Here is an 11,619-nt window from a genome sequence, read left to right as displayed (position 1 = left end):
ACGAGGTTCAAAAATTGGCATTGAACATAGTGCACGCTGTTGAGTTCTCAAGGAACGGACGCACCCGGGTCACGGCCTCGCGGCCTGCCCCCAGGGCAACCTCTCTACTGTACCACTCCCGGCTCGGTTTCCGCCCTGAGGCCGAAGACCCGGGGCTTCGCAGCCGGCGACCGCACGCTCGAGGCCTGCGGTTCACTAGGGAGTGGAGTAGTCATCTTAGGCTTGAAGCAACCGAGTCGCAATATGCGCCTTCGAGGCTGTTTGGCTAAGACTGTCGTCTTCGCGGCCGGGAGCTTCTCGCTCTCCGCTCCGCCGTGGCGACAAGAAAGAATCTACGGGCTGGCGTGGGGCTCGGCAAATCGGGCTTGCATCCCGGGCGTGTCGCGCCCGTCCGCCCCGGCCCGCCGGCGCCCGGAGCCCGCGCGAGCGGCGCGGTTCCGGGCCGCCTGCGCGGGGTTCAGCCGAAGTGCGCCGGGTCCGGACCCACGCGGCCGGCGCGCTCGAGCGCGGTGATCCGCTGCATCTCCGCATCCGACAGCTCGAAGTCGAACACGTCGAAGTTCTCCGCCATCCGCTCGCGCCGGTTCGACTTCGGGAAGACGATGAACCCACGCTGGAGGTGCCATCGGATGACGACCTGGGCCGGGCTCTTGCCGTGCGCGGTCGCGGCATCCGTCACCTCGCCCATCTCGAGCAGCGGGTACTTCCCCTGCCCCAGCGGACCCCACGACTCGATGGCGATCCCGTGGTCGGCGGCGAAGGCCGTGGTCTCGGGTTGCTGGTGGGCGGGGTGCAGCTCGATCTGGTCGATCGCGGGCGCGACGCCCGTCTCGTCGATGAGGCGCTTCAGGTGCGGGGCGAGGAAGTTCGAGACGCCGATCGAGCGGGCCCGGCCCGACTCGCGGATCCGCTCCAGCGCCGTCCAGCTCTCGACGTACCGGTCCCTGGAGGGGACCGGCCAGTGGATCAGGTACAGGTCGACGTAGTCGAGGCCGAGCCGCTCGAGGCTCGCATCGAACGCGTCGAGCGCCGACTGCGTGCCCTGGTCGGAGTTCCAGAGCTTCGTGGTGACGTACAGGTCCTCGCGCGGGATCCCGGATGCGGCGAGGGCGCGCCCCACCCCTTCCTCGTTGTCGTAGATGCGGGCCGTGTCGATGTGGCGGTAGCCCACCTCGAGCGCGTCGGCCACGATCCGCTCGGTCTCGGGCGGGTCGACGAGGAACACGCCGAACCCGAGCTGCGGGATCTCGTTGCCGTCGTTCAGGCGGACTCGGGGCACCGAGGTCGATGTCTGCGTCATGCGGCAATGCAACACCGCCAGGCTGGAAGATCCCTCCCCTGTTCGCCCGTCGCGAAGCGGACGTCACCGCATCCGGCGTCCCACGCGCCGAGGCGGCATCCGCCCATACGATGGAGGGCTGATGTCCGAGCGCGCCCCCCTGCCGATCCCCGCGATCACCTTCCCGGCCGAGCTGCCGGTGAGCGGTCGACGCGACGACATCGCTCGCGCCATCCGCGACCACCAGGTCGTCATCGTCGCGGGCGCCACCGGGTCGGGCAAGACGACCCAGCTCCCGAAGATCTGCCTCGAGCTCGGACGCGAGTCGATCGCGCACACCCAGCCGCGCCGCATCGCCGCGCGCACGATCGCCGAGCGCGTGGCCGACGAGCTCGGCGCCGAGCTCGGCGGGCTCGTCGGCTACCAGGTGCGCTTCACCGATCGAGTGGGCGAGTCGACGCGCATCAAGGTCATGACCGACGGCATCCTGCTGAACGAGATCCACCGCGACCGCGAACTCCGGCGGTACGACACGATCATCATCGACGAGGCCCACGAGCGCAGCCTCAACATCGACTTCCTGCTCGGCTACCTCAAGCGACTGCTGCCCCGCCGCCCCGACCTGCGCGTGATCATCACGAGCGCGACGATCGACCCCGAGAGCTTCGCGAGGCACTTCGCGGATGCCGCGGGCGAGCCGGCGCCGATCATCGAGGTCTCCGGCCGCACCTATCCGGTCGAGATCCGGTACCGGCCGCTCGTGGCGGAGTCGGCCGGCTCGGGCTCCGGCGAGGACGCCGACGACGAGGGGGCGGCGGCCGAGGACCGCGACGTGCAGCAGGGCATCCTCGACGCGCTCGACGAGCTCGAGCGCGAGTCGTCGGGCGACGTGCTCGTGTTCCTCTCGGGCGAGAGCGAGATCCGCGACGCCGAGGCCGCCGTGCGCGCGCACTACACGACCGGCCGGGGAGCCCGGCGCGGCGGCGAGACCGAGGTGCTGCCGCTGTACGGCCGACTGTCGTCGGCCGACCAGCACCGCGTGTTCGAGCCGTCGAAGGTCGCGGGGCTCCGCCGGCGGGTGGTGCTCGCGACGAACGTCGCCGAGACGAGCCTCACGGTGCCGGGCATCCGGTACGTCGTCGACGCGGGCACGGCGCGCATCAGCCGCTACTCGGTGCGGTCGAAGGTGCAGCGGCTGCCGATCGAGCCGATCTCGCAGGCGTCGGCGAACCAGCGATCGGGTCGCTCGGGCCGCACGAGCGAGGGCATCGCCATCCGCCTCTACTCCGAGGACGACTTCGGCAAGCGGCCGGAGTTCACCGACCCCGAGATCCTGCGCACGAACCTCGCCGCGGTCATCCTGCAGATGGCCTCGCTCGGGCTCGGCGCGGTCGAGGACTTCCCGTTCCTGACCCGGCCCGATGCGCGCGGCATCCGAGACGGCGTGGAACTGCTGCGCGAGCTGGGGGCGATCGATGACGCGGGACTCGACGCGCATCCGGCTCCGCCGGGCGCGGCTCGACCACCGGATCGCGGGCCGCAGCTCACCCGCATCGGCCGGCAGCTCGCGCGCCTGCCGATCGAGCCGAGGTTCGCGCGCATGGTGCTCGAGTCGAAGTCGCAGGGCGTGAGCCGCGAGGTGCTCGCGATCGTCGCCGGGCTCACGATCCAGGACCCGCGCGAGCGACCGCTCGAGCGCCGCGAGCAGGCCGACGCGATGCACGCGCGGTTCGTCGACCCGACGAGCGACTTCCTGACGCTGCTCAACCTCTGGAACCACCTCGAGCAGCAGCAGCGCGAGCTCTCGGGCAGCGCGTTCCGACGCATGTGCCGCACCGAATTCCTCAACTACCTGCGCGTGCGCGAGTGGCAGGACCTCTACCGCCAGCTCGTGCGGCTCGCGAAGCCGCTCGGCCTGCACGTCGCGACGGAGGCGGCCGCGCCGAATCCCGACGGCATCCACCGGTCGCTGCTCGCGGGCCTGCTGTCGCAGATCGGGATCCGCGACGACAGCCGCACCTCGAGCGGACGCGGCGGCGCCGGCGGACAGCGCGAGGCGGAGCGGCGCGGCCGACGCCAGCAGGCCGAGTTCGCCGGCGCCCGCAACGCGCGCTTCGTCGTGTTCCCGGGCTCCGCGCTCGCGAAGAAGCCGCCGGCCGCGATCATGGCCGCCGAGCTCGTCGAGACCAGCCGGCTGTTCGCCCGCACCGCAGCCGCGATCGACCCGGCATGGGCGGAGCAGCTCGCCGGTCCGCTCGCGAAGCGCTCGTACTCCGAATCTCGCTGGGAGCGCCGGCAGGGCTCGGCGGTGGCGGACGAGAAGGTGACGCTGTTCGGGGTGGTGATCGTGCCCAAGCGGCGCGTGCAGCTCGCGCGCATCGACGCGGCGCTCGCGCACGAGCTGTTCATCCGGCACGCGCTCGTCGAGGAGGACTGGGACTGGAGTCGGCTCGACCAGCGCGTCTACTCGTTCGTGCGCAGCAACCGCGAGCTGCGGCGCGAGCTCGGCGAGCTCGAGGAGCGCACGCGTCGGCGCGACGTGCTCGGCGGCGACGAGGCGGTCGTCGCCTTCTACGAGCAGCGGCTGCCCGCGGATGCCACGGACGCGCGCGCGTTCGAGCGCTGGTGGCGCGCCGAGCACCGTCGCCGTCCCGACCTGCTCACGATGTCGGCCGCCGACCTCGTCGGCGACGAGGAGCTCTCGACCGACGGCGGATTCCCCGACCGCTGGCGCCAGGGCGATCAGACGCTCACGCTCCGCTACCGGTTCGAGCCCGGCGCCGAGGACGACGGCGTGAGCGTGCTCGTCCCGCTCGTGCTCCTGCCCCGGCTCGAGCCGGCAGGCTTCGACTGGCAGGTGCCCGGCCTGCGCGACGAGCTCATCACGGCGATGCTCCGCACCCTCCCGAAGGTGCTGCGCCGGCAGGTGGTGCCCGCCGCCGAGTGGGCCGCGAAGATCTCGGGCGAGCTGCCGGCCGGCCCGGAGTCCGGGGAGCCGCGTCCGCCGTTCGCCGAGCAGGTCGCGGGCGTGATCAAGCGCCTGACCTACGCTCCCGTGACCGCCGAGGACTTCGACCTCGACCGGCTGCCGCCTCACCTGCGGGTGACCTTCCGCGCGGTCGACGAGCGCGGGCGCGCGGCCGGCGACGACAAGGACCTCGGATCGCTGCAGCGCCGGCTCGCCGACCGGGCGAGTCGTGCGGTGGCGTCCACGTTCGCCGAGGGCGGGCGTGGACCGAGTCGCGGGCGCGGCGGCGACGGGCGAGCGGAGACCCCGGTCGCGGGCTCCGGCGACGGCGCTCCCGAGCGCGGCGCGGGCCGCCCCCGGCCGAGCGGGCGCGCCCCGGCCTCCCCGGCCGCGCCGGCGTTCGCCGAGCAGGTCGGCGTCACGTCGTGGGAGTGGGAGTCGATCCCCGACCACGTCGACACGCGCCAGGCGGGCAACGTCGTGCGCGCCTACCCGGCCCTCGTGGACGAGGGCGCCTCGGTGGCGCTCCGGCTCGTGCCGACCGCCGAGGAGCGCGACCGGGCCTCGCGCCGCGGCATCCGTCGCCTGCTGGTGCTCGCGACGCCGTCGCCCGTGGCCTACGTGCAGGAGCACCTGTCGAACCAGGAGAAGCTCGCCCTCGCCTCGACCGCGTACGCCGGGCCGCGCGCACTCCTCGACGACTGCCTCGCCGCCGTCGTCGACGCCGAGTTGCGCGCCCGCCATCCGGACGGGCTCGTACGCACGCGCACCGAGTTCGAGGCCGTGCGCGACGCGGTGTCGGCGAGCGTCATGGACCGGATGTTCGAGACGGTGTCGCTCGTGTCCAGGATCCTCGTCGCCGCTCGCGACGCCGACCGGGCGATCTCGAAGGCGTCCAGCCTGCAGCTCATGTCGGCGCTCGCCGACGCGCGGTCGCAGCTCGAGGCGCTCGTGCCATCCGGCTTCGTCTCGGCCACCGGCCTCGAGCGGCTGCGGCACCTGCCGCGCTACCTCGAGGCGATCACGGTGCGCGTGCAGCGCATGCCGGACAACCCGGGCCGCGACCGGCAGTGGCTCACCGAGTTCGACCAGGCGCGGACCGCCTACGAGAAGGCCGGCGGCACGATCCCCGTCGACCCGGAGGCGGAGCCGCGCCTGGTGCGCGTGCGCTGGCTGCTCGAGGAGCTGCGCGTCGGCCTGTTCGCCCAGGAGCTGCGCACGGCCGAGACCGTCTCGGTCAAGCGCATCGTCAGGGCGCTGGCGGAGTGAGCGCCGCGAGCCTGGCCGCGTAGCCCGGTTCGAGCTCGGCGAAGCGGCGGTCCCAACGGTCCCGGTCCTTCGGCGCGCCCGGGTCGGCGAGGTGCCAGGCGAGGCTCTCGAGGTAGGTGTGCCATCCCGGACCGTAGTCGGGTCGTGTGACGCGCTCGTGCCGGAGGCGCAGCCGCGTGCGGCCGGCGTCGACGGGCTCGAGCCGCACCGTCAGCAGCGACATCGGCTGGCCGACGACCGTCCAGGTGGTGGCGAAGCCGTGCGGCCGCTCGCACGCGGTGACCTCGCCGTCGCAGTAGACGTCGCCGCCGCGCGTGAGGGCCTGCCACCGGCCGCCGAGACGGAGGTCGCCGCGGTAGTCGGCCATCCAGCGGCCCAGTCGGGCGGGCGTGGTGATCGCCTCCCAGAGGTCGTCGGCGTCGGTGTCGTACACCTCGTCGAATCGCAGCTCGAAGCCCGGATCATCGGTCAGGATCTCGCCGGTCACGGCCATCATGCGTCCTTCCGTCGGGCACGCCGCCCGCGTGCCACCTCGGTGTGCAGCGCGTCGAGCCGTTGCGACCAGAACCGCCGGTACCGGTCGAGTTCGGCGGCTGCCGCGTCGACGCCCGTGCGCTCGAGCGCGTAGATGCGGCGAGCGCCCTCGGCCCGCACGGTGGCGAACCCCTGCTCGCGGAGGATCCGCAGGTGGCGCGACACGGCGGGCTGCGAGATGCCGAACTCGTCGGCCACGACCGCGACGACGGCGCCCGCCGGCCGTTCGCCGCCGGCCAGCAGGTCGAGGATGCGGCGGCGCACCGGGTCGCCGAGGACGTCGAACGCGTGCACGGCGACATCCTATCAGTTGTACGTTATATAGCGTCAGACTGATGCCCGGCTGCCGGCGTACGAACATCGTTCGCATCGGTAGAGTCGCAGGGTGGGCAGCTACACCGATCTGCTGAAGACGCCGGGCGTGGCTCGCATCATCGCCGCCCAGCTGACCGCACGGTTCCCGTCGGGCATGCTCTCGCTCGCGTTCCTCCTGCACGTCGAGCGGCAGACCGGGTCATACGGCGCCGCGGGCCTCGTGCTCGCCGCGACCTCGATGGGGCAGGCCGTCGCGGGGCCGCTCACCAGCCGGCTCATGGGCCGCTTCGGGATGCGTCCCGTGCTGATCCTCACGCTCGTCGTCTGCACCGCCGCCGTCATCGCGATCGGCGTGCTGCCGCTCACCGTGCCCATGTACATGGCGATCGGCCTCGTGTGCGGCCTGGCCACCCCGCCGGTCCAGCCCGCCGTGCGCACGATCTACCCCAAGATGGTGAACTCGCGCCAGCTCACCCCGCTGTTCTCGCTCGACGCCTCCGCGCAGGAGATCATCTGGGTCGTCGGCCCCGTCGTCACCACGTTCGTCTCGACGCAGGTCGGCACCGTGTGGGGCATCCTGCTCGCCGCCGCGCTCATGGTGATCGGCGGCACCTGGTTCATCTCCTCGCCCGAGCTCGGCCGCGTGCGCATCCCGCGCTCGAAGCGCGCCTTCGGCAAGGTGCTGACCCGGCCGCCCGTGCTGCTCGCCACCGTCGTCGGGTTCCTGCTCATCGGCGCGTGCGCGGCGATCGAAGCCGGCGTCGTGGCCGCGTTCGGCCACGGCGGCGCCGAGGCCGGGATCGTGCTGGCGATCTTCTCGATCGGCAGCCTCGCGGGCGGGCTCGGCCTCGGCCACGTGCCGATCGGCCCATGGTCCACCGCGCGCCGCATGTTCATCGTGTTCGCCGGCACCGCGCTCGCCGCGTTCTCGATGGACTTCTGGTGGCTCGCGGCGACGCTCTTCATCGCGGGGATCGGCATCGCGCCCGCGCTCGCCGTGCTCTTCGCGATCGTGTCGGCGAGCGTGAAGTTCTCCGACACGGCCGAGGCGTACGGCTGGGTCGGGACGGGACAGCTCATCGGCGCCGCCCTCGGCTCGGCCCTCGCCGGCTTCCTGATCGACGGCTTCGACGCGGTCGGCGCCTTCTGGGCCGCGGGCGTCCTCGCCTTCCTCGGCTTCGTCGTGCCCGCACTCGCCCGCCGCTGGCATCCCGACCTCCGAGGCCGCGACGCCAGCCCCATCCCCGACACCGAGCCGGTGGCCGTCACGCCGAGCTGACGCCCCGCTCCGCCCGCGCCGCCCCCGACGAAAGGCCGAACGGATGCCGCATCCGCACCTCGCACCGACCATCGCGCTCACCGACGGACGCCGCATCCCCCAGGTCGGCTACGGCATGTACAAGGTCCCCGCAGCGGACGCGACGCGGCTCGCGCTCACCGCGATCGAGCTCGGCTACCGCCACCTCGACACCGCCGCGCTGTACGGCAACGAGGCCGAGGCGGGCGCGGCCGTGCGCGAGTGCGGCCTCCCGCGCGACGCGGTGTTCCTCACGAGCAAGGTGTGGAACGACGACCACGGGTACGACGCGACCCTGCGCGCATTCGACGACTCGATGCGGCGGATCGGCCTCGACGTGCTCGACCTGTACCTCATCCACTGGCCGGTGCCCTCGCGGGATCGGTACGTGGACACGTGGCGCGCACTCGTGCGGCTCCGCGAGGAGGGACGGGTGTCGTCGATCGGCGTCTCCAACTTCCACGCCCACCACCTCGAGCGGCTCATCGACGAGACGGGCGTCGCGCCCGTGGTGAACCAGGTCGAGCTGCATCCGTGGCTGCCGCAGCGCGAGCTCCGCGCCGTTCACGAGCGCCTCGGCATCCGCACCCAGGCCTGGTCGCCGCTCGCTCGCGGCCGTGTGCTCGGCGACCCGGTCCTCGAACCCATCGCCGCGAAGCACGGCCGATCGGTCGCGCAGGTCGTGCTCGCCTGGCACGTCATGCAGGGCATCATCGTGATCCCGAAGGCCTCGAGCCCCGATCGCATCGCCGAGAACCTCGACGTGTTCTCGTTCCGGCTCGACGAGGAGGACGTCGCCGCCATCGCGACCCTCGAGTCGGGCGAGCGCACGGGACGCGATCCGGACCACGGCTGATCCCGAGCCGCTCCGAGGCGACTTCACAGGCGGGCGGCTATCGTGCAGCCATGCGTGCGGTCGTCATCGGGAGCGGCTTCGGCGGCCTGGCCGCCGCGATCCGCCTCGCCGCCGCGGGGCACGAGGTCACCGTGCTCGAGCAGCGCGAGCGCATCGGCGGCCGCGCGTACCTCTACGAGCTCGACGGATTCCGCTTCGACGGGGGCCCGACGGTGCTGACGGCGCCGTTCATGTTCGACGAGCTGTTCGCGCTCGCGGGCGAGCGACTGGAGGACCACGTGCGGCTGGTCCCGCTCGACCCGTTCTACCGGGCGTTCGACGCCGACGGCACGCACTTCGACTTCCACGCCGACCCCGAGCGCATGCGGCAGGAGGTCGCGCGGCGCAGCCCCGGGGACGAGCACGGCTACACGCGCCTGAGCGGGCGCATCAGCCGGATCTTCGACGCGTTCTACCCGTACACGGAGCGACCGATGATGCAGCTGCACGTGATGCTGCGGATGCTGCCGTTCCTCCTCCGCCACCGGGCGGCGCTCGGCGTGCAGCGCCTGGTGGACACGTGCATCCGGGATCCGTTCCTGCGGCGCGCGCTGGCCTTCCACCCGCTCCTCATCGGCGGCCATCCGGCGCGCACCCCCGCGCTCTACGCCCTCATCGTCGAGTTCGAGCGGCGATGGGGCGTGCACTACGCCGTCGGGGGCACAGCCGCGGTCGTCGACGCCCTCGGGTCGCTGCTCGAGCGCCTCGGCGGGCGCATCGAGTGCGGCAGCGCGGTCGACCGGATCCTCGTGCGGGACGGGCGCGTGGTCGGCGTCCGGCTCGCGGACGGCAGCGAGCGCGAGGCCGACGTGGTGGTCTCGAACGCCGATCCGGCGTACACGTACGAACAGCTGCTCGATCCGCCGGGGGGCGCGGTCGCGCGAAGCCTTCGGCCGGCGCGGCCGAGCATGTCCCTCCACGTCCTGTACCTCGGCGCCGACCGGACCTGGCCCGCGACGCCGCTCGCGCACCACAACCTGCTGCTCACGGGCGATTCCCGTCGCGTGCTCGGCCGGGTCTTCGCGCGCTCGAGGAGGGGCCGCGCGGAGGGCGGCGAGGGTCTCACGGCCGACGACCTCTTCCTCTACGTGCACCTGCCGACTCGGACCGATCCGTCGGTCGCTCCCGAGGGGTGCGAGGCCATGTACGTGCTCGTGGCCGCCCCGCCCATCGACGACGGGGAGGAGGTCCCGGCGGCCTCGGCCCGTCGCATCCGCGACCTCGTGGTCGAGGTGCTCGACCGGAGGTACCTGCCGGGGCTCGCCGCGCACCTGACGGTGGAGCACGCGATCGGCCCCGAGCACTTCCGCGACGTGCTCAACACGCCGCACGGCGCCGCCTTCTCACTGCAGCCCACGCTCTTCCAGTCCGGGTGGTTCCGCCCGCACAACCGCTCGGCGCGCGTCGACGGCCTCTACCTCGTCGGGGCCGGCACGCATCCCGGCGCGGGCATCCCCGCGGTGCTCGCGTCGGGCAAGATCGCGGCGGCGCTCATCGGGCGGGCGTCGGCCGCGCAGGCCGCTCGGGGCACGCGGGGCAGCCGCTCGGCGCGGCGCACGCGCGACTCGTCGATGGACGCGGTGGCGGGATGACGGCGAGCCACGCGGTCCACGGCTTCGGCGAGAGCCCCGAGGTCACGCTCGACGACGTGCCGGTCCGCGGCGAGCTGCCCGGCTGGCTCACCGGATCGCTGCTCCGCAACGGGCCCGGCACCTTCCAGGTCGGCTCGCAACGCTATCGGCACTGGTTCGACGGGCTCGCGATGCTGCACCGGTTCACGATCGACGGCGGACGGGTCTCGTACGCCAACCGGTTCCTCGAGACGGAGTCGTACCGTGCCGCTCGCGACGAGGGCCGCATCGCGTACCCCGAGTTCGCCACCGATCCGTGCCGGTCGCTGTTCGCGCGCGCCATGGCCGTCTTCGACCCGAAGGTCACCGACAGCGCCAAGGTCAACATCGCGCGCATCGCGGAGCACTACCTGGCGCTGGCCGAGACGCCGATCCAGGTCGAGTTCGATCCCGAGACGCTCCGCACGGTCGGCGTGGCCGGATGGGACAGGTCGGACTTCGGGCGCATGACGACCGTGCACCCGCACCTGGACGAGGACCGTCACGAGGCGATCAACCTCGTGACGCGCTACGGGGCGGTCAGCAGTTACGTCTTCCGTCGCGTCGACACCCGGGAACCCGGGGTGCTGGATGGCGCGACGATGGCCTCGCGGCCCGTGCGGGAGCCGTCCTACATCCACTCGTTCGGCATGTCCGAGCGGCACCTGCTCCTCGTCGAGTTCCCGCTCGTGGTGAACCCGATGTCGCTCCTGCTGTGGCTCCGGCCGTACATCGAGAACTTCCGGTGGAAGCCGGAGCGGGGAACGCGCGTCCACGTGTTCGACCGCGAGAGCGGCCGGCACGTGCGGACGGTCGTCGCGGACCCGTTCTTCGCCTTCCACCACGTCAACGCCTACGACGACGAGGACGGCTCGGTCGTCATCGACCTCGTCGCCTACGACGACGCGGCCGTCATCGAGTCGTTCTACCTCCACCGGCTCGCCGAGCCCGACGTGCGGATCCCGCCGGGCACGCTCCGCCGCCTCCGCATCCCGCTCGACGCGTCGGGGGGCCGGCAGGCCCGTCGGATCCGCGCGGAGGTGCTGTCCCCGACGGCCATCGAGCTGCCGAGCATCGACTACGCCGCGCTGAACACGAGCCCCCGCCTGCGATTCGTCTACGGCGTGGGACTGCAGGGCGAACGCGGGTTCTACGACCAGCTCGTCAAGGTCGACGTCGGGAACGGGCGGGCGGCGACGTGGCACGAGGCGGACTGCTACCCCGGCGAGGGCGTGTTCGTCGGCCGCCCCGGCCGCGTCGCCGAGGACGACGGGGTGATCCTGTCCGTGGTCCTCGACGCCTCCGCCGGCACGTCCTTCCTGCTCGTCCTCGACGCGGCCACCTTCACCGAGGTCGCGCGCGCCGAACTGCCGCATCCCGTGCTGCTCGGCTACCACGGGCAGTTCTACGGCGACGCGCCCGCCCGCTGACCCCGCCTCGGGGCCGCAGCGA

General features: G+C 72.7%; 8 protein-coding genes. 5 read left to right on the top strand and 3 right to left on the bottom strand.

Annotation, left to right across the window (positions count from 1 at the left end; genetic code table 11):
• Nucleotides 1–457: 457 nt before the first annotated feature.
• Nucleotides 458–1,300 carry an aldo/keto reductase gene (locus WBQ80_RS16030; RefSeq protein ID WP_336572462.1) on the bottom strand — a complete coding sequence of 281 codons (843 nt, stop codon included), beginning with the start codon at nucleotides 1,298–1,300 and terminating at the stop codon, nucleotides 458–460.
• A 121-nt stretch (nucleotides 1,301–1,421) separates the two neighbouring features.
• Here WBQ80_RS16030 and hrpA point away from each other — a divergent pair, with 121 nt between their 5' ends.
• Complete coding sequence (hrpA, locus tag WBQ80_RS16025) at nucleotides 1,422–5,516, top strand: ATP-dependent RNA helicase HrpA (protein ID WP_336572461.1); 4,095 nt, start codon at nucleotides 1,422–1,424, stop codon at nucleotides 5,514–5,516.
• On the opposite strand, the gene WBQ80_RS16020 is transcribed toward hrpA, so the two are convergent.
• Together WBQ80_RS16020 and WBQ80_RS16015 are read right to left on the bottom strand one after the other, a co-directional pair.
• Entirely contained in the window at nucleotides 5,497–6,012 is a 516-nt protein-coding gene (locus WBQ80_RS16020) for an SRPBCC domain-containing protein (RefSeq protein ID WP_336572460.1), read from the bottom strand. The two genes, hrpA and WBQ80_RS16020, sit on opposite strands and share 20 nt — an antisense overlap.
• Nucleotides 6,009–6,344, bottom strand: coding sequence for an ArsR/SmtB family transcription factor (locus tag WBQ80_RS16015; RefSeq protein WP_336572459.1), 336 nt, complete (start codon nucleotides 6,342–6,344; stop codon nucleotides 6,009–6,011). Before WBQ80_RS16015 ends, WBQ80_RS16020 begins: the two co-directional genes overlap by 4 nt.
• A 91-nt stretch (nucleotides 6,345–6,435) precedes the next feature.
• Between WBQ80_RS16015 and WBQ80_RS16010 the strand changes: the two genes are divergently transcribed.
• The 4 genes from WBQ80_RS16010 to WBQ80_RS15995 are packed head-to-tail and all read left to right on the top strand — an operon-like array spanning nucleotide 6,436 to nucleotide 11,597.
• Complete coding sequence (locus WBQ80_RS16010) at nucleotides 6,436–7,644, top strand: MFS transporter (protein WP_336572458.1); 1,209 nt, start codon at nucleotides 6,436–6,438, stop codon at nucleotides 7,642–7,644.
• Between the two features lie 43 nt (nucleotides 7,645–7,687).
• On the top strand, nucleotides 7,688–8,518 hold the full coding sequence (locus WBQ80_RS16005; RefSeq protein ID WP_336572456.1) for an aldo/keto reductase: 831 nt from the start codon (nucleotides 7,688–7,690) through the stop codon (nucleotides 8,516–8,518).
• Nucleotides 8,519–8,568: 50 nt separating this feature from the next.
• The gene (gene crtI / locus WBQ80_RS16000; RefSeq protein WP_336572454.1) at nucleotides 8,569–10,149 is read left to right on the top strand and encodes a phytoene desaturase family protein; all 1,581 of its coding nucleotides are present in this window, start codon (nucleotides 8,569–8,571) and stop codon (nucleotides 10,147–10,149) included.
• The gene (locus WBQ80_RS15995; protein ID WP_336572453.1) at nucleotides 10,146–11,597 is read left to right on the top strand and encodes a carotenoid oxygenase family protein; all 1,452 of its coding nucleotides are present in this window, start codon (nucleotides 10,146–10,148) and stop codon (nucleotides 11,595–11,597) included. Before crtI ends, WBQ80_RS15995 begins: the two co-directional genes overlap by 4 nt.
• The last annotated feature ends 22 nt before the right edge of the window (nucleotides 11,598–11,619 follow it).

The sequence above is a fragment of the Agromyces sp. CCNWLW213 genome (genome assembly GCF_037199545.1).
GTDB lineage: Bacteria > Actinomycetota > Actinomycetes > Actinomycetales > Microbacteriaceae > Agromyces.
Note: the sequence above shows the minus strand (reverse complement) of the source record. Positions and strands in the feature narration are given on the sequence as shown.